At 61.7% G+C, this 19,040-nt stretch carries 11 protein-coding genes and 1 tRNA gene; 4 read left to right on the top strand and 8 right to left on the bottom strand.

Translation table 11 applies throughout. The features are described 5' to 3' along the window. Positions 1-6: 6 nt before the first annotated feature. The 7 genes from ABH912_RS05525 to fdnG form a co-directional block, all read right to left on the bottom strand. Positions 7-102, bottom strand: a tRNA-Sec gene (locus tag ABH912_RS05525). Positions 103-108: 6 nt separating this feature from the next. Further along, positions 109-2,016, bottom strand: coding sequence for a selenocysteine-specific translation elongation factor (gene selB, locus ABH912_RS05520; protein ID WP_429513054.1), 1,908 nt, complete (start codon positions 2,014-2,016; stop codon positions 109-111). A gap of 1 nt (position 2,017) precedes the next feature. Continuing rightward, positions 2,018-3,436 carry an L-seryl-tRNA(Sec) selenium transferase gene (gene selA / locus ABH912_RS05515; RefSeq protein WP_429509944.1) on the bottom strand — a complete coding sequence of 473 codons (1,419 nt, stop codon included), beginning with the start codon at positions 3,434-3,436 and terminating at the stop codon, positions 2,018-2,020. 90 nt (positions 3,437-3,526) lie between these two features. After that, complete coding sequence (gene fdhE, locus ABH912_RS05510) at positions 3,527-4,453, bottom strand: formate dehydrogenase accessory protein FdhE (protein ID WP_429509943.1); 927 nt, start codon at positions 4,451-4,453, stop codon at positions 3,527-3,529. Between the two features lie 4 nt (positions 4,454-4,457). Next, positions 4,458-5,111: a formate dehydrogenase subunit gamma gene (locus ABH912_RS05505; RefSeq protein ID WP_033054916.1), complete on the bottom strand. Its 654-nt coding sequence runs from the start codon at positions 5,109-5,111 to the stop codon at positions 4,458-4,460. After that, the gene (gene fdxH / locus ABH912_RS05500) at positions 5,108-6,043 is read right to left on the bottom strand and encodes a formate dehydrogenase subunit beta (protein ID WP_429509942.1); all 936 of its coding nucleotides are present in this window, start codon (positions 6,041-6,043) and stop codon (positions 5,108-5,110) included. The genes ABH912_RS05505 and fdxH overlap by 4 nt, the downstream gene beginning before the upstream one ends. Continuing rightward, positions 6,044-9,109, bottom strand: a complete 3,066-nt coding sequence (gene fdnG, locus ABH912_RS05495; RefSeq protein ID WP_429509941.1) for a formate dehydrogenase-N subunit alpha — start codon at positions 9,107-9,109, stop codon at positions 6,044-6,046. It lies immediately after the preceding gene. A 234-nt stretch (positions 9,110-9,343) separates the two neighbouring features. Here fdnG and ABH912_RS05490 point away from each other — a divergent pair, with 234 nt between their 5' ends. The 4 genes from ABH912_RS05490 to ABH912_RS05475 all read left to right on the top strand — a co-directional run bounded on the left by ABH912_RS05490 (position 9,344) and on the right by ABH912_RS05475 (position 18,588). Further along, positions 9,344-10,498, top strand: coding sequence for a MalY/PatB family protein (locus ABH912_RS05490; protein ID WP_429509940.1), 1,155 nt, complete (start codon positions 9,344-9,346; stop codon positions 10,496-10,498). 278 nt (positions 10,499-10,776) lie between these two features. Then, complete coding sequence (locus ABH912_RS05485; RefSeq protein ID WP_429509939.1) at positions 10,777-13,107, top strand: hypothetical protein; 2,331 nt, start codon at positions 10,777-10,779, stop codon at positions 13,105-13,107. A 50-nt stretch (positions 13,108-13,157) separates the two neighbouring features. Further along, positions 13,158-17,456, top strand: a complete 4,299-nt coding sequence (locus ABH912_RS05480) for a hypothetical protein (protein WP_429509938.1) — start codon at positions 13,158-13,160, stop codon at positions 17,454-17,456. A 313-nt stretch (positions 17,457-17,769) separates the two neighbouring features. Beyond that, the gene (locus ABH912_RS05475) at positions 17,770-18,588 is read left to right on the top strand and encodes a hypothetical protein (RefSeq protein WP_429509937.1); all 819 of its coding nucleotides are present in this window, start codon (positions 17,770-17,772) and stop codon (positions 18,586-18,588) included. Here ABH912_RS05475 and ABH912_RS05470 read toward each other — a convergent pair. Continuing rightward, complete coding sequence (locus ABH912_RS05470) at positions 18,554-18,757, bottom strand: hypothetical protein (RefSeq protein WP_429509936.1); 204 nt, start codon at positions 18,755-18,757, stop codon at positions 18,554-18,556. The two genes, ABH912_RS05475 and ABH912_RS05470, sit on opposite strands and share 35 nt — an antisense overlap. Positions 18,758-19,040 lie beyond the last annotated feature (283 nt).

Raw genomic sequence — 19,040 nt, 5'->3', positions numbered from 1 at the left:
TAAAAATGGCGGAAGGCAGCCGGAGTCGAACCTGCCCGGGAACGGATGCCGTCCCCAACCGGGTTTGAAGCCCGGCCGCGCCACCGGGCGCGATTGCCTTCCTTGAAGTCAGTGCTCGGTGCGTTGGGCCAAGGCATTGTCGAGGCGGATATGGCGCTTGTCGCCAAACCGTCGCGTCAGGCCGATCCGGTCGAAGTATTCGAGAATCTGGATGCTGCGCTTGCGCCCCAGGCCCACGGCATCACGAAACGCCGTGACCTGAATCACCGGGTTTTGCGCGGCCAGTTGCACAAGCATAGCCGCCAATCGGCGGATCATCGTATCGGTGTAGAACAGGTCACGGACGACTTGATGCGCCCTTCCCAACCTCGCCATTTTGCACAGCAGCAAGCGCACGGCCGCCTCGTCATGGTCAAGGTCGCGCACCCACGGCGGATCAAAACCAGCCTGTTCGAACAACGGTTGCAAGTGTTGCCACAGGGCTTCCTCGTCTTCGCTCAAACGCACCTGATGATCGGGCAAATGCAGCCATGGCCCGCTGGCGACAATGGCCCCGCTGGCGAGTAACTCGTCGAGCAGACTGATAAACGTCGGACGGTCCAGCGCTGTGCCGGTGAACCGCCGCAGGCGATCCCGGTCCGGGCCCATTTGATCCGGTTCCAATTGATGAAGACGTGCGAGGTGTTCCAGCAATGGCGCTTTCAGCGCTTCCCAGCGGGCCGCACTGAACAGCAACGGACCTTGGCGAGTGTCGATCAGGCGCACGTCATCGGGCAAAACCCACGTATTGCGGGGGCGATTGAACTGTCGCTCCAGACGCTGCGGATCGAGCCCGGTGTCGCTGTTGGCCAATAACGCCGGCAGGCTGTCTTCCAACTCTTTGCGTGTGGCGAGGGCGTGTAGCTGCGCCAGCCGCTCGGGGCTTCGGCGTTGTCGGGTCGGTGCAAACGGGTCGAGCACCCGCGCGCCGCCGAGGGTGCGTTGGGCGCTCTGGTCACGCAGGATCAACGGATCGCCCTTCACGGCCTGCACCGGCGTATTCAGCAGCAGTTGCGCGAACATCCGTTCACCCGGCGCCAGGCGGGCGCCTTCCAGCAACGCCACCCGCCCGGTCACGTCCTGAGTCCCGACGTGAACGTGCACGGGTTGAAAGTGCTCGAGGGCCTTGGGTTCACTGGCTAACAATTGCAGGTCGACATCCACTCGCTGGGTCGGCGCGTACAGCCACTCGGCCAGCAACCAGTGACCACGATGAATCTGTTCCAGGGCCAAGCGTTCGGCACTCAGGTTCAACGCCACTCGCTGTCCGGCCATTGCGACTTCAGCAGCCCGATTCTGTGCATGCAGGCCGCGCACGCGAACGGGTTTGCCCTGGAGGCCGAGCATCAGCGTATCGCCCACCGCCACCACGCCAGACAACGCAGTGCCGGTCACCACAATACCGACGCCGGCCACGTTGAAGGCGCGATCAATCGCCAGGCGAAAGCCGCCGATGGTGCTGCGCTGAACGACTTCACGCTGCGCCTCGAGCAAGGCTTGCCGCAGGGTCTCGATGCCCTCCCCGGTCACACTCGACAGCGCAATCAGCGGCGCGTTGGCATAAGGTCCCGGCGCCAGCAATGTCTGGATCTGCTCGCGGACGACTTGCACTCTGGACGGTTCGACCCGGTCGCATTTGCTGATCGCCACCAGCGCCCGAGGGATGCCCAGCAGTTCAACGATGGCCAGGTGTTCGCGGGTCTGCGGCATGACGCCATCGTCGGCCGCGACCACCAGCAACACCAGATCAATGCCCTGAGCCCCCGCCAGCATGTTGTGGGTGAAGCGCTCATGACCGGGCACATCGATAAAACCGGTCAGGGGCGCTTGCGGTTCCAGCGCCGCGTAGAGGTAGCCGAGGTCGATGGTCATGCCGCGTTCACGTTCTTCCCGGCGACGGTCACCGGCCTGGCCGGTCAGGGCCTGGAGCAAGGCAGTCTTGCCGTGGTCGATGTGCCCGGCGGTGCCGACGATCACCCTATATCTCCTGTAATTGATCGAGTTGCGCCAGCCACGCCGGCTCATCGTCCAGTTGCCGCAGGTCCAGCCACAACGCATCGTCATCAATGCGCCCGAGCACCGGAATCGGCAACGCACGCAGGGCAGCTTCCAGCCCGTGCAACTGCCGTCCGCGAAGACGTTTGGACGCGTTCGGTCGCAGGCATAAAGCCGCACTCGGCAATCGCGCCACCGGTTGGCTACCGCTGCCGATCATGCTCAGCGCAGCTACCGCGCTGACGCTCCAGCCGTCGCCCAGGATTTTGGCCAGCGAGGGTTGCAGGCGCTCAGCCTGGGCCAGGATATCCGCTTGGGGCCGGGTCAGCAGGCGCAAACTCGGCAGCCGTTCGGCCAGTCGATCAGGATCGCGGTACAGGCCCAACACCGCTTCGAGGGCGGCCAGGGTCAGTTTGTCGACCCGCAAGGCGCGCTTGAGTGGATTCTTCTTGATCTTCGCGATCAGGTCTTTGCGACCGACGATCAACCCGGCCTGTGGCCCACCCAGTAACTTGTCGCCACTGAAGGTGACGATGTCCGCACCATCGATCAGCGCCTGGCGCACCGTCGGCTCGGCGGGCAAGCCCCAGCGCGTCAGGTCCAGCAGGCTGCCGCTGCCGAGGTCTTCAAGTAACGGCAAGCCGTGTTTATGCGCGAGATGCGCCAACTCGTCAGTCGGCACCCGGGCGGTGAAGCCTTCGATGTTGTAGTTGCTCGTATGGACGCGCATCACCAAACCGCTACGGGGGCCGATGGCCGCCTCGTAATCCCGGGCATGGGTGCGATTGGTGGTGCCGACTTCGTGAAGCCTGACCCCGGCCCTGGCCATGATGTCGGGAATGCGGAAGGCTCCACCGATTTCGATCAGTTCGCCCCGGGAAATGATGCCTTCCTTACGCGCGCCCAGACTGTTAAGTGTCAGCAACACCGCAGCGGCGTTGTTGTTGACCACCGTCACCGCCTCGGCGCCGGTCAGCTCGCGGATCAGGCCTTCGATCAGGTCATCACGGTCGCCGCGCTTGCCGCTGTGCAGATCGAATTCCAGATTGAGCGGGTAGCGTGCCGCGAGTTGCACGGCATCGATGGCTTCCTCCGGCAACAACGCTCGCCCCAGATTGGTGTGCAGCACCGTGCCGGTGAGGTTGAACACCCGGCGCACGTTGCTGCGATGCTGAGTGGCCAAGCGTTCGCCCGCCCTGCCCGCCAACACTTCAGGCGCGATTTCAATGGCGTCGAGTTGCCCTGAAAGCACCGGTTCACGCAAGTCATCGAGCAATTGCCGCAAATTCGCCAGCAACGCGTCACGCCCATAACGCTCGGCCAGCGGTTGGCAAGCGGGATGGCGCAACAGACTGTCGATGGAAGGCAGCCGGAGAACCTGGCTGGCGGGTCTGGAGGACATCAGGCGCTCCTGATTACGAATGACCGTAGCGCCTGAGTGTAGCTGCTGAGCTCGGAGGGATAGCTTAGAGGGAAAGCTCAAAGGGGTAGCTCAGCCACCTCCCGGTGCCAGCAACAGATTAGGCGCCGGACGCAGGTAGCCTTCCTGCTCCAGGCGCATGTCCAGCAGCAGGCTGGTCAGGTCGGTTGAGAGCGCTTCGGCCTCGGCGTCGTTTTCCAGGTACAGCAACTTCAGGTAGCTGCGACAGCCGGGACAGACCTCCGCGCGCAACGGAGCCTGATTGGCGGCGTGGCGGTCGTCATCGAGGCTGACGTATTCAAGGCCTTTGCTTTGTTCGCAATACACGCATTTGACCCGCACCACATGCCATTCGCAGGCACACAGCGAGCACACCAGATACCGCAAGCCGTTGTACTTGCCGCGATGGCGAATCACCCCGGCCATGGCCGGTGAACCGCAGGCCGGACATTGGCTGAGACTGTCGCCGGGTTTTAGCGCAAGGTCCGGCGTACTCAGCAACCAATGACTCCAGGCCACTTGCAACGCCGCGCCGAGAAACGGCACCACGGCGGCGGGCAGCAAGGTGAATTGGCCGCTGACCAGCGCAATCGCCCAGACCTTACGTTGTCCGACGTTGGTGCTGCGCAAGGTCGCCACGGCTTTTTCCACGGCAGGTTGCGGCGGTGGCTGGTAACGCTGCAACAGCGTTTCGAGGTACGGCAGCCAATGGTCCTCGCGCACCAGACTGTCCGCGGCGAACGGCGGCAAGCCGTGTTGCTGGCACACGCGCAGGCGTTCGGCATCGGGCATGGCGGCGACGGGCGGATCGTCCATCAAACCCTGCTGCACATGGCACAGCCCGGTCACCAGCCGCAGGTAATCGGCCAGTGGATGGCCGTCGACCAGACGCTCCAGGCGCAAGGCGCGCAAGGTGAACAGGTTGTTCGGCGGCAGGTGCAGAAACGGCGGTGAACTCGCCGCCGCTTCGATCTCGCCAGGCTCAAGAATCGTCGCCACGGGGTTATCCTTTTTTGCTGATCGGCCGGTCGGGGTGCTCGTCGCGGGTCACTTCGCGGTACCACAGTTCATGGTGTTTTTTCGCCCAGGCGCGGCTCACCCCGCCATGCACCATGGCGCTGACCGAACCCTTGATCCAGATGCCGGCGTAGATGTGAACAATGATGCTCAGCACCAGGATGAAACCCGCCAACGCATGCAGCAGCATGGCCCAACGAATGCTGGTGATGCCAAAGTACTCGCTGAAATACGCACGCCAGATCACCAGCCCGCTGAACAGCAGCACCAGCATGCAAATCAGCAAGGTCCAGAACAGCAGCTTCTGCCCAGGGTTGTACTTGCCGATGGGCGGCACGCCCTCCTCCTCATTCTTGATCACCCGTCCGACTCGCCTCAGCCACAACCGATCATTGGCAATAAAGTAATTCGCGCGCCAGAAACGGATCACCAGCCCCAGGAACAGCACGAACATCACCACGCCCATGAACGGATGCAGGATGCGCGTCCACGGGCCGCCGCCGAACAGGTTGCTGAGCCAGAACAGCGCCGGATGAAACAACGCCAGCCCCGACAGTGCCGCCATCAGAAACAGAATCGCCACCAGCCAGTGATTGGTGCGCTGGTTCGAGGTGTAGCGAAGGATCGGTTTGTCGTTCATGGCCTGTCCTCCCCCTTCGGATCATAGGTGTGCACCGATGGATCGATTTCATGCACGGCGGGATCGGGGATGCTCGGGTGTTCGTCCTCCTCGACCAGTTGCGGCCCGATGCGCACGTAGTGGAAGAACCCGGCCAGCACCGCCAAGCCCATGGCCAGCAACCCCAAGGGTTTGCTCACGCCTTTCCACAGGTCCACCAGCGGACTGATGGTCGGTTGATCCGGCAGGCCGGCATACAACCGGGGCTCATCGGCATGGTGCAGCACATACATCACGTGAGTACCGCCGACGCCACTCGGGTCGTACAGCCCCGCGTGTTCGAAGCCACGGCTCTTGAGGTCGACGATCCTTTCGGCCGCGTGCTCTTTCATGTCGTCCTTGGTGCCGAACACAATGGCGCCCGTCGGGCAGGTTTTGACGCAAGCCGGCTCCAGCCCCACCGCCACCCGGTCCGAGCACAACGTGCATTTGTAGGCCTTGTGATCCTTTTGCGAGATTCGCGGGATATTGAACGGGCATCCGGTGATGCAATATCCGCAACCGATGCAATGGTCCTGGTCGAAATCGACGATGCCATTGGCGTGCTTGATGATCGCCCCCGGGCTCGGGCACGCCGCCAGGCACCCCGGCTCGGCGCAGTGCATGCAGCCGTCCTTGCGAATCAGCCATTCCAGATTGCCGGCGTCGGTTTCGTGCTCGGTGAAGCGCATCAAGGTCCAGGTTTCTGCGCTCAGGTCTTGAGGGTTGTCGTAAGTGCCGAGGTTGTGGCCGACATCGTCGCGCAGCTCGTTCCATTCCGAGCAGGCGACCTGACAAGCCTTGCAGCCGATGCACTTGGTGGTGTCGATCAGCTTGGCCACTTCCTCCTGATTGCGTACCGAGGATGGGACGGTCGTGGTGGCCGAACGGGCGATGATGTCTTGGCTGGCCATTTAGACTTTCTCCACGTTGACCAGGAATGACTTGGATTCCGGGGTCTGAGTGTTGCCATCGCCGAGGAACGGCACCAGGGTGTTGGTCAGGTAACCGTGACGCGTGAGGCCGGTAAAACCCCAGTGCAGCGGGATGCCGATCTGGTGCACCACCTGATTATTGACCTGCAGCGGACGAATCCGCTTGGTCACCACCGCCACCGCTTCTATATGCCCGCGCTTGGAACTGACACGGACTCGGTCGCCGGCCACGATGCCTTTCTCCTTGGCCAGCACTTCACCGATCTCGACAAACTGCTCGGGTTGGGCAATCGCGTTGAGCTTGCAATGCTTGCTCCAGAAGTGGAAATGCTCGGTCAGCCGGTAACTGGTCGCCGCATAGGGGTAGTCCTTGGCCACGCCTAAGGAATCCCACACCGAATCGAAGATCCGCGCCGCCGGGTTGCTGGTGGCTTTCTTGTTTTGCGGGTGCAACGGGTTGATGCCGATCGGCGTTTCGAACGGCTCGTAGTGCTCAGGGAAAGGCCCTTCGTTCATCTTGTCGACGGCAAAGAACCGCGCCACGCCCTCAGGGTTCATGATGAACGGATTCATCCCGGCTTCCGGTGGCGAGTCGGCCTTGAAGTCCGGCACATCGGTGCCGCTCCAGACCTTGCCGTTCCACCACACCAGGCGTTTTTTCTCGTCCCACGGCTTGCCTTGCGGGTCGCACGAAGCGCGGTTGTAGAGAATCCGCCGGTTCGCCGGCCAGGCCCAGGCCCAGCCCTGATGTTGCTTCATGCCGTACGGATCGCTGTTGTCGCGCCGGGCCATCTGGTTGCCCGCTTCAGTCCAGCTGCCACAGAAAATCCAGCAACCGGAAGCCGTGCTGCCGTCGTCCTTGAGCTGGCCGAAACCGGCCAGTTGCGCGTTGCCCTTGATCGCCGCGCCGGTAGCGTCGGTGAAGTCCGTGGTGGCATAGCCGTTGATTTCCTTGGCCAGTTCTTCCGGCGAAGGTTCGTCGGCGATTTTGTACGGCCAGGACAGTTTGAGGATCGGCTCGGCATAAGCGCCACCGTTGGCCTGGTAACGCTGGCGCAGACGGATAAACAGCTCGCTCATGATCCGCACATCGGTGCGCGCTTCGCCAGGGCCGTCGGCCCCTTTCCAGTGCCATTGCAGCCAGCGGCTGCTGTTGACCAGCGAACCGTCCTCTTCGGCGAAACAAGTGGTGGGCAGGCGAATCACTTCGGTCTGGATGCCGGCAGTTTCGACGTCGTTATACGGCCCGACATTGCGCCAGAACTCCGAGGTCTCGGTGGCCAGTGGGTCCATCACCACCAGCCATTTCAGCTTGGCCAGCGCCGCCATCACCCGGTTTTTGTCAGGCAACGCGGCGATGGGGTTGAAGCCCTGGCACATATAGCCGTTGACCTTGCCCTGGCCCATCAGGTCGAACACTTTGAGGATGTCGTAGTTCGGGATGTCCAGTTTCGGCAGATAGTCATAAGCCCAGCGGTTTTCGAGCGTGGCATTCGCGCCGTACCAGGCTTTCATGAGGCTGACGTGGAACTTGCCGTAGTTTTGCCAATAGGACAGCTGCCCCGGACGCAACGGTTTTTGCGTGCGTTTGACGATGTAGGCGTTGTAATCCTGCTCCGCATCCTGCGGCAAAGTCAGGTAGCCCGGCAGCGAATTGGACAGCAAACCGAGGTCAGTCAGCCCCTGGATGTTGGAGTGCCCGCGCAAGGCATTGACGCCCCCGCCCGGCATGCCGACGTTGCCCAGCAGCAATTGCACCATGGCCGCGCTGCGGATGATCTGCGAACCGATCGAGTGCTGCGTCCAGCCCAGCGCGTAGAGAATCGTCATGGTCTTGCCCGGTTGCGAGCAGGTGGCGATTTCTTCCCAGATCTTCTGCATGGCATCCACTGGCATGCCACAAATCTGGCTCGCCAGTTCGATGTTGTAGCGGCTGTAATGCTGCTTCATCAATTGATAGACGCAGTGCGGGTCCTGCAGGGTCGGGTCGACCTTGACGAAGCCGTCCTCGCCGACTTCATAACCCCAGCCGGACCTGTCGGTGTAGGCGCGTTTGGCGACGTCGTAACCGCTGAAGATCCCATCCTCGAAGCCGAACCCGGCTTTGACGATGAACGACACGTCGGTGTAGTTGCGCACGTACTCGTGCTGGATCTTGTCTTCGGTCAGCAGGTAATTGATCAGCCCGCCCATGAAGGCGATGTCGGTGCCGGTGCGAATCGGAGCGTAATAGTCGGCCACCGAGGCGGTCCGGGTAAAACGCGGATCGACCACGATCAAGCGTGCCTTGTTGTGCGCCTTGGCTTCGGTCACCCATTTGAAGCCACACGGGTGCGCTTCTGCTGCGTTGCCGCCCATCACCAGGATCAGATTCGCGTTACCGATATCGGTCCAGGTATTGGTCATGGCACCACGGCCATACGTCGGGGCAAGACTTGCCACCGTCGGGCCGTGTCAGACACGCGCCTGGTTATCGAACCCCAGCATGCCGAGACTGCGAATGACTTTGTGGGTGATGTAACCCGCTTCATTGGACGCCGCCGAGGCCGCGAGGAAACCGGTGGTCAGCCAGCGGTTCACCGTTTGGCCCTGGGCATTCTTCTCGATGAAGTTGGCGTCGCGGTCGGCCTTCATCAGGTCGGCGACGCGATCCAGCGCTTCATCCCAGGAGATGCGCGTCCACTCGGTAGTGCCGGGTTTGCGCACCTGTGGGTATTGCAGGCGACCGGGGCTGTGAATGAAGTCCAGCAGACCGGCGCCTTTGGGGCACAGGGTGCCGCGATTGACCGGGTGATCGGAATCGCCTTCGATGTGGATGATGTTTTGCGCGACGTTCTTGGCGGCATCGCCCTGGCTGTACATGATCACACCGCAGCCGACCGAGCAGTACGGGCAGGTGTTGCGGGTTTCATGGGTGTGGGCAAGCTTGAAGTGGCGCACCTGCTCGGCGAAGGCAGTCGCGGGGGCCATGCCCAGCGCGCCGAGGCTCGAGCCCGCAAGGCCGATACCAGCGACCTTGAAGAACTGACGACGGTTGAGGTCCATCGTGCACTCCTGTCAGGTGGAGACCCGGTACTTTTGCCGGGTTTTTCTGGACAAACACAGTTGTGGCAGTCTGGCTGCCGACATTTGAAACTGTAGACAATGTTAGAACTGACCGTGTGAAAACCGACCATCGGGCAATACCGGAGCTTCAGCCATCACACACAAACTCGCTCCCACAGGGGCTTGGCGTTTATCATGAGCGTCGGATTTACCCTGCCCTTTATGAGACTGAGCATGACTTTCGATTTTGATCAGGTGTTCGACCGCCACAACACCGGCAGTACCAAATGGAGCCGTTACCCGGCCGACGTGTTGCCGATGTGGGTGGCCGACATGGACTTCTCCGCACCGCCGGTGATCATCCAGGCCCTGCAAAAACGTCTGGAACACCCGATGCTCGGCTACAGCGTGGCCCAGGATGACTTGCGCAATGCCATCGTCGCCGACCTCTGGAACAAGTACGCCTGGCGCGTATTGCCTGAGGAACTTATTTTCCTGCCCGGCGTGGAGTCGGGTTTCAACATGGCGCTGAATGCGCTGGTCCAGCCGCAGCAGAACGTTGTGGTTCAGGTCCCGAACTACCCGCCGCTGCGACATGCGCCGGGGCACTGGGGTTTGAACAAGGTTGAACTCGAATTCGACGCGTTGGCGGACGGCACGTACGCCACGCCACTCGATGCCTTGAATCGGGCGCTGACCGGTGGCGGTGCGCTGCTGCTGAGCAACCCGCACAACCCGGTGGGCAAAGTCTTCCCGCGAGAAGAACTGCAAGCAGTTGCCGACATCTGTCTGGAGCACGATGCCTGGATCATCTCTGACGAGATCCACGCTGAGCTGTGTTTCGACGGCCGCGTGCACATTCCGACGGCTTCCCTGAGCCCGGAAATCGCCAAACGCACCATCACGCTGATGTCGGCGAGCAAGGCCTACAACATCGCCGGGCTGAAGACGTCATTCATGATCATTCAGGACTCGGCGTTGCGTGCAAAGGTCAACCACGCCCGCTGCGGCATGGTCGACAGCGTCAACCCGTTGGGCATGGAAGCGACCCGCGTCGCCTACAGCGAAGGCGGCCCTTGGCTGGCCGGGTTGAAGGCGTACCTGCAAAGCAATCGGGATTATCTGGTGGAAGCAGTCAACACGAGACTGCCGGGTGTGACCATGAATATCCCGCAAGGCACGTATCTGGCGTGGCTCGATTGCTCGGCGCTGGGACTGGATAACCCTCAGCAGTTTTTCCTTGATCAAGCCAAGGTCGGGCTGAGCCCTGGTCTGGATTTTGGCGATGACAGCAAACAATTCGTGCGCCTGAACTTCGGCTGCCCACGGGCATTGCTGGAAGAAGGCATTGCGCGGATGGAGCGTAGTTTGCTCAATCGCAACGCCTGATGATGATCGTTCCCACGCGGAGCGTGGGAACGATCACGCAAACCGATGCATTCGGCAGCGGCTGCATCACTTCCTTTAATGCGTCAGGACAGCTGGCCCACCCACAGTTTTGATGCTCATTTTTGTCGTTTAAAGCACCCTCCTCCTATCGACCTAAGGTCGACCGTCCGTCTGAATCCACCCTCTACCTGTCAAATATGACAGTAGCCAGCCTTCTACCCCCGGTGTTTGATGTTCCGACGCGGACGCGCCCGGCGTCATGACCTCGGAGGTACCTGATGGCGACTGATCAAACTAATCCCGGTGTGTTGGTGCTCTACCCTTTGCGCTTTACCAGCGCCAATTACCCGGTGATCAGTGACCCTCTGCCCCCCGCAAACGTGCCGGTCGGAGGACTGGCCCATTCCACGTTCACCCAGGACCCCAGTCGCCGGGAGGGGGCGACCCAGGTGAAGATCGACCCCCCGAGCGGCGGGGAATATGACGCCATCGCGCTGTACATGAAAACCCTCGATGATCCGCAACCGCTGCTGGTCGAACGAAAATCCGTGGCCGCCGAAGACCAAAACAGCCCCACCTTTTTCAACGTGTTCCAGTCGTTGCTTGTCGAGCGCGTGAACATTTTTTTCTATGTGGTCGAGCGCAGCAGCGGCAATGACGGGCCCTCAATTGCGTCCTGGGCGCTGTACCATCACCAACTCCCTGGCGGCAATGATGTCCCGGGCACCGGGGCTCATCCTTATCTGATGCTCAGCCTGCCACCGGAACTGGGCAACCCGCCCCGGATCGGCAAAGAGGAAGCGGCCAAGGGCGTGCCCCTGACCGTGTCTTACCCCCACGGCCAGCCTTACGACAACATCCTGCTGATGCTCAACGGCAAGCGGTTTACCTTCACCCTGCAACCGGGTGAAGAGAACCGACCCTATGTGATTCTCCTGACCCAGGACCTGCTTGAACAGGCCGGTGACAACCCCGCCTTCGAGATCCGCTACACCGTGATTTCTCAGGTGAACAATCCGACGGATAGACGGCGCGAATCGCACGTCATCGTAGCTGACGTTGACCTGGCACATACGACGCTCGACGCCCCGCTCCTGCGGGAAGACCTCGATGACAGCGAAGATGATCCCGGTCTCATTGATCGCGACAAACTCAAGGGCGGGCCTTTGTGGGTGGTGGTTCTGCCGCGCGCACCGACCTGGCAGGTCGGGGACACCGTTCAGGCGATCTATCGCTCGACCCCGCCCGACCTCGAGGTCCCGACGCAAGGCACCGTCGAAAAGGATGGGTTTGGCCAGTTCAAGCCCTGCCTCATGCCAGTCCCCAATGACCGGGTCATTAGCGGCAGCCAGGTGCGGGTGGCTTTTGAGCTGGTGCGCAATGGCCAGGTGGTGGGACGTTCGAAAGAGGCGATGGCTCAAGTGATGGGTTCAGGTGAGGAACCTGGACCGCTGAAAGCCCCCCGGGTGCCGGCGTTTGACGACGGTCTGGTCACCGACGCCGATGCCCGGATACCGGTTGAAGTGCTGATTCCGACCTTCAACAATGCGTTGGCCGGTGATGAGATCACCGTCCTCTGGGGCTCAAAGCGCGCAGCGCCAGTGACGCTGCTCGATACAGACCTGCCCAACGATCCAATCATCGGCGTCAAGCTGCTGTACGCGCTGGTGGAGTCGGCCGGTCAGGGCCCGATTGACGTCAAGTATGAATTTCGCCGCAGCACGATTATCGCCAAGACCTCCCCGGTGACACCGGTGGTGGTGGACCTGAGTATTCCGGGCGGCCCGGACCCGGATCCTGAAACCCCGGAGAATGAAAACCTGCGGCCTAACCTCGTGCTCGGTGCCAGCAAAACCCCCAATGTCATTACACCGCAAGACTTCGAGCTGGACGCCACGGCGACCCTCCCGTGGCGGGACAAAACGGGCAACGCGTATATGGTCACGGGGGACATCGTCCAAGTGTTCTGGGGCACCCAGTCACTCGCACCGTATCCCGTAAAATCCACCGATGCTGCTGATCTGGTGCTGCCAGTTCTACAGGCGATCATTGCCTTGGAAGGCTCGGGGGATGTGCCGGTCCGCTACACCGTCACCCGCAAACTGGCCACCGCGCCTCACGAGGGCGTCAGTCGCTCACCGGTCCAGAACGTTAGTGTCCTTTCGGCCGGCGACTTGCCCGGTGGCGTCGGCGGCCTGGGGCCAGGCGTTTTCACCGAGGCCAACGCAGACAACGCGATTGGTCGTGCGGTGATTGAGGATGGCAGCACTCCACTGCGCATCACCAACTACCTGAACATGAAAGTCGAGGACAAAATCGAACTGTTCTTCATCGGCATCGACAATTATGCCGGTACCGGAAACGAGATCGAAGCGTCACGTTTTGAGCCGACCCATGAAGTGGTTGTCGCCGATATGACCCGCGGGTACGTCGACTTCCCGATTCCAGCGCTCAACATTCTGCATATCTGTACCCAAGGTTCGGCCAAGGTCAAATACAGGGTCACCGCCAAAGTTAGCGGCGCCAAAGCCACATCGCGTGAAGCCTTTGTCCTGATCGATGTGAAATTGCCACACGAATCGACCTGCCCCATCCCGCCACGCCGTTAAGGCGGCGGGCAGGCGTCGCTCATCCCCACTTCCTGCAAATGGACTTCATCATGGACATGAACACTTCACCCGACGCCCCGCTGCAACCCACGACCTTGTCCCAACGCGCCGACCCGGCGCCCACCCTGGTCGCCCCCAAAATCCCGGTCGCCCAGATCAATGGCGGCCTGCGCTTTCAGGACCTCAACGACCCCACCGTGCCGGTGCATGTGACCGCCGTGGGCTACCCCGGCATCGCCCTGAATGACCGCATCGAGCTGGTGTGGGACGGCGCCACAGTCGACTTTTTCCCGGTCAACCAGGGCCACATCGACTCCCACAGCCTGACCTTCGCCGTCCTCCCCCAGCACATTGTCGAAGGCGATGCCCGGCTGTTCTACCGCGTGACCACCTTCGTGGGCAGCAACGTGTCGATCTCCTTTCACCTGGACGTGCTCGTCAAGACCACAATCCCCGGCGACCCGGACCCCGACCCGTCCACCCCCACCATCAATGAACGCCTCTTCGCCCCCAGCGGTATCCCGCCGGTCATTGGCGACACCGAAGCGGCGAACGGCCTCGCCGTGACGCTGGCACGTTATGCCTACATCGCCGCCAACGACATCGTCACGCTGTTCTGGGGCGGCAGTCGCTACCCGATCAAACACACCATCGTGGACATCAACGCGCCCATTGCCATCCGCGTCGAACCCGACGTCATCGTGGCGCCGGGGGACGGTCCGCTGATCGTACGTTATGAAATCCGTGACCGGGTCAACAACTGGTCCTTGTTCTCCCTCGCCGCCAATACCGACATTGAAGCCGGCGGTGGCGCGTTCCCGGCCCCGCGGGTGCTGGATGCCTTGGGCGACGATGACCTGAACCTGGCCGAGCTCGGCAGCAAAGACGCACGCATCGCCTTGCCCGTGTACCCGAACATGGCGGACAAGGACCACATCATCCTGACCTGGAACGGCCAGACCAGCGAGGGCACCCTGATTCCGGAGGTCGTCACCTACGACGTCGTCCCCGATGACCTGGGGTTTTCCAAGGAACTGCCGATCAGCAACAGCATCGTGCGGGCGATTGGCGGCGGCGAAGCAACGGTTCTGTATGAAGTGCAGCCGCTGATCGGTGGCAAATATCGCTCACGGCGCAAACGGGTCACGGTCAGTGGCCAGGCTTTTGAGCTGGCACCGCCGTCGATCGAAGGGATCACCGGGCCAACCCTGGACCCGGCCCTGATCCCCGCCACCGGGGCCACCGTGATCATCGCGCCCTACGGCGACCTGATGCAGCCCGGCGACCGGGTCTACCTCACCTGGGCCGGCGAAACCGAAGGCGGCTCACCGCTGATCCACACCGATGACAAACCCATCACCGGCGGTTCGGATGACCAGCCGGTGCGCTTTCTGGTGCCCAAGGACAAGCTCAGCCCTCTGGTCGGTGGGCGCCTGAGCGTCTCCTACAAAGTGGTGACCTTTGCCCGTGCCACCCTGGACTCACCGCCGCTGGAACTGACGGTCCTCGGCGGTGGGGCCCTGCTGCCCAAGCCCAGCGTGGATTACGCCACTGCCGACGATGTGCTCGACCCGGCCCTGGTCCCGCCTGTCGGCACCAAGGTGCGCATCGCCGCGTACGACGGCATGGCCGACGGCGACAAGGTGACGTTCTTCTGGCAAGGCGCGACCGAAGCCGGCAGCACCAGCGACTATGTACCGATCAATACTGCCGGCGTCGGCCAGGAAGTGAAGTTCGACGTCGAACTCAAATACGTCACGGCTAACCTCAACAATACCGTGCAGGTCCGGTACGAAGTGTTGCGCGCCAACGGCAAAAAACCGGGGTCCTTCACCCGCGTCTTGCAGGTGGGGGCCGCCCTGAACCTGCCCGCACCGAGCGTGAAAGAAGCCGTCGGTACCAGCCTCAACCCGATCGCCGCCAAGGACCGACTGACCATCGTCGTGCCGCACTACACCGGCATGCTGGGCACCGACAAGCTGAGCGTGACCTGGGCGGGGACCGCCGGTGAAGGCTCGCACACCTCGGCCCCGGTTGAGGTGGGCAGCGTCGGCATCAAGGAAGTCCCGATCCCCAACAGCGTGGTGGCCTTCAACCTGGGCAAGCCGGTGACGGTGAGCTACACGGTGATCCGCAACGGCACAACCTATCCACCCTCGGAGACCTTCACGCTGAATGTCTTGACCCTGCCGGTGAGTGAGCTCAAACCGCCGCTGATCCTGCAGGCCGCCAACAACGGTGAAGGCACGGTGTTGAACCTGAGCGACGTGACCGGTGGAGCGACAACACGCTCGCCCAGTTGGCCACTGATTGCGACCGGCCAGTATGTGTGGCTGGATCTTGAGGGTTTCAAAGCCGATGGCACTATCCACAATCGCCGGCTGATGCAGGCGACGGGCAGTTACGTGAATCAGGCCTGGATCAATCAGGGCTATTACGACGTGACATTGCCCTACGACTATCTGAAAGACCTGGGCGATGGCAAAACCCTGACAATGAGGTTCAAGGCCGCGCTGGGCAAGAGTCCGGACGACAAAGAGGCGGTGAGCTTTCCGGTACGCACCTACACCGTCAGCGCGGCAGTGAGACTGCCGGTCGCGACCTTCAAAGAGGCCTCCGGTGCACAGCAAGACCAACTGAACCCGGACGATGTATTCCCCCTTGGCGCCACCGTGATCATCCCGGCGACAGCCCTGCTGAAAACCGATGACGACGTCATCGTCACCGTCGAGAGCAAGACCATCACCACGTACCCGCACAGGGTCCTGCCTGCGGAAGCAGGCAAGGAGTTGTCCTCCATCAAGGTACCGCATGCGCTGATCGAGGCCAACGACGGCTTGAGCATTAACTTGAGTTACCTCGTCAAGCGCAAAGCCGGGGGCACGGACGGGCCCTCGGACCCCACGGTTTACGATGTTCGCAAGGTGATCGGTTCGGGCATTCTGAGGGTCATGGGCGCGCGTGCTAACCGCAGCAATTGGAGAGTGTCCAGCGCTTCACGTCTGTTGAGCGCGTTTAACGCCACCACCGGTCAGCCGCTCGAGGCCCACTGGAAATACCCTGAAGACAGCGAATGGACGGCCGGCACCACCTGGCGCGATACCGCGCCACAGCTACCGCTGCAAGTGCGCACCGCTGATGATCAGATTACGCTGAATGCGGCGAATATCATTGGCAATGAGGCGGCGTTCGTGGCGCATCGGGATCGGGGGGATGTCGTGGGCTGGGGCCGTGCGGAATATGGGGCAACGATTCCCGCGCCCATCATCGCCCTGAACGACATTGTCGAGGTGAGCTGCACCGGTTCCGCCTACGCCGCCCGACGAGCCAATGGGATAGTGGTGGTTTGGGGCTTAGCGACTTATGGTGGAAACATGGGCGGCGTCTCACCTCAGGATTTCGTTCAGGTCATTGGTAACGACTCTGCCTTTGCCGGTATCAAAAACACGCGGCAGGTGGTTGCCTGGGGTTACAATGGCGGCACGGTCCCGACTCCAGTCGGAGCGCTGACCGACGTAGTTCGGTTGGTCGGCTCTAGGTTCGCGTTTGTTGCGCAGCGGGCCACCGGACAGGTGATGGCTTGGGGCGCCGTGGGTGGAAGCGTGCCGAGCGACATTGCCGCGCTCACCGATATCCAGACACTCCTCGGCAGTCAGCACGCGTTTGCGGCACTCCGGGCCAACGGCAGGCTCGTAGCCTGGGGTGAAGCAGAATACGGTGGAACCGTGCCGGCGAATATCGCCGCCCTGACCGACATCATTGAACTGAGCTGCGCCACTTATGGCGCTTTTACTGCAAGACGGGCGACCGGCCAGATTGTGGCCTGGGGGCCTCCGGGCGTGGGGGGCACCCTTGACCCGTGGCTCGGAGCGCTGACCGATATCGTTGAAGTCACTGCCACCGCTGGTGCATTCGTCGCTCGTCGGGCTAACGGCTCTGTCGTCGGCTGGGGCAGCGTGTACTCAGGTGGTATAGTGCCTGCCGAGATCGCGGCGCTGGACGATATCGTTCAGGTGTGCGGTACATACACCGCGTTCGCCGCCTTGCGCCAGAACGGCACCGTGGTGGCCTGGGGGGATCCCACCGGGGGCGGCGATACGTCAGCAGTCGTCAGCCAACTGACCAATGTACGGGCGCTTTACAGCAATGACTATGGCTTTACCGCCCTGACCGCCGATGGTCGTGTCGTGACCTGGGGTTATCCTCAGTACGGAGGCGACAGCAGCGCCGTCCAGGATCGCCTGGTTGGCCAGGTTTCCTACCAGGCCAGCCCGGCATCCAGGGGGCTGGCCCTGAAAGCCAGTCGCTGCGCAGCGCTCAACGAGACCCCGCCAACCGAGGTTCGCTAACCTTTGCGTTGCACCTGACTCGGCGCTCCGTCAGGAGCGTCGAACGCTGATTTCAAAAGGTGAACAGCTGTCATCCGACCCGCACCACAAAAGCCATCTCAAGTATTGGAATAAATACTCCCAATGACTCCGATCTCTGCATAGGCGTTGCCAAGGGCTGTGAGCTTTAGGTCGGTTGTCGAGTGACCGACGTGCGCGACACTGCAACCGTTCGTCGCTACTGTCAGATCTGACAGTAGCCCCTATTCACACCTCTGGTGTGTGATGAGCCTGCCCCCTCGAAGGCCAGGGTTAACCACACAGGGAGTGAATGATGGACATCCAGTCTGCCGCGCTGAACGAATTGTTCGTGCTCTATCCAGTGATTATTCAAGGCTGGATCAGTCCTGTCCTGCCCGCCGGTACCGCGGACGGGGGTATTCCAAAATCACTTTACGATGGGGTGCTCACGGGGCTTGAGTGCTTGATCGATCCATGGACCGAGGTTCAGTCCTGGACCCTGGCGGTGGATGATCGTGTGGATTTGTATGTCAACGACGCAGCGACGCCCGTTCATGGCAAGACCATCAATCCTGGCGAGGAAAATCTTCGTATTCGCCTGAACGTGCCACACGGACAGCTGCAGGACGGTGTCAACACGCTCCATTACATCGTCACCCGGCCCGGCGGGAACGGCGCCGAAAAATCCCGAGTCCTGGAGGTGCTGTACCACCTTCGTGCGCCCGGCGAACCGGCACCTGCAGGCATGCGGCTGCAAATACCGACGGCCGTCCGGGATCAGGGGGTGGATGCCGAACAGGCTGCGCAAGGCGTGGTATTCGGCTTCGACTACACCAACCGGCGCGCCTACGACCGCATTCGCCTGACGCTGCGCCCTCCTCGCGTGAAAGAAGCCCCTGACGGCAAGCTGGACCCGATCGCCGCCAAGGATCGCCTGACCGTCGTCGTGCCGCACTACACCGGCATGCTGGCCACGGACAAGCTGAGCGTGACCTGGGCGGGGACCGTCGGTGGCGGCTCACAGCATTACCGCCAAAGCGTTGTATGGCTCGGGTCAGTCGTCGGACGCGCGGACCTTCATCTCGATGAACGCGAGTCTAGGGAGGCGGGTAACGCCGGCCCAGGAAGGTAAAGCCGCGTTCGATGCGCCCGATGTAGGTGTTGTCGGGATGCTTGAGTAAATCGAGTTCATTAAACAGGTCATTGACCACGCGCACGGCCTGACCCGATTTATGGTGTGTCGGCGTCAGCACCAGCACGCTATCCATATAACGCAGGTGGAACACATCTGGCCGCGTCAAGGCCACATCCAGACAGCACAAGTAGAAGCCACCCAACAGAGAGCTGAGTGACCACGCCAAACGCATCCCCCGGGGATGGTCCCAAAATAAACCGCCGCGCTCAGCGGTACGCGTGAGGCATTGGGCGGCCAAGTCGAGAAGGCGTTGATCGTGCACCTGCAAGGCCAAGTCCGCCATCAGGCGCTGAGGCGAAATAGAGACGTAGTACTCTGCAGACGAATCGATATTCAGGAGTGGCGCTAGTCATCCTCCTGCTCTCAATGATCCTGCTATGGTTCAACGT

Source organism: Pseudomonas sp. BT76 TE3572 (assembly GCF_050435365.1).
GTDB lineage: Bacteria > Pseudomonadota > Gammaproteobacteria > Pseudomonadales > Pseudomonadaceae > Aquipseudomonas > Aquipseudomonas fluorescens_W.
The sequence above is the reverse complement of the archived record's forward strand: the minus strand, read 5'-3'. Positions and strand labels throughout refer to the sequence as shown.

What these genes read in the sequence shown, in the direction of transcription:
- selA (WP_429509944.1), bottom strand. Translation starts at nt 3,436, where the DNA reads ATGTCCTCCAGACCCGCCAGCCAGGTTCTCCGGCTGCCTTCCATCGAC.
- ABH912_RS05505 (WP_033054916.1), bottom strand. Translation starts at nt 5,111, where the DNA reads ATGAACGACAAACCGATCCTTCGCTACACCTCGAACCAGCGCACCAAT.
- fdxH (WP_429509942.1), bottom strand. Translation starts at nt 6,043, where the DNA reads ATGGCCAGCCAAGACATCATCGCCCGTTCGGCCACCACGACCGTCCCA.
- ABH912_RS05490 (WP_429509940.1), top strand. Translation starts at nt 9,344, where the DNA reads ATGACTTTCGATTTTGATCAGGTGTTCGACCGCCACAACACCGGCAGT.
- ABH912_RS05485 (WP_429509939.1), top strand. Translation starts at nt 10,777, where the DNA reads ATGGCGACTGATCAAACTAATCCCGGTGTGTTGGTGCTCTACCCTTTG.
- ABH912_RS05480 (WP_429509938.1), top strand. Translation starts at nt 13,158, where the DNA reads ATGGACATGAACACTTCACCCGACGCCCCGCTGCAACCCACGACCTTG.
- ABH912_RS05475 (WP_429509937.1), top strand. Translation starts at nt 17,770, where the DNA reads ATGGACATCCAGTCTGCCGCGCTGAACGAATTGTTCGTGCTCTATCCA.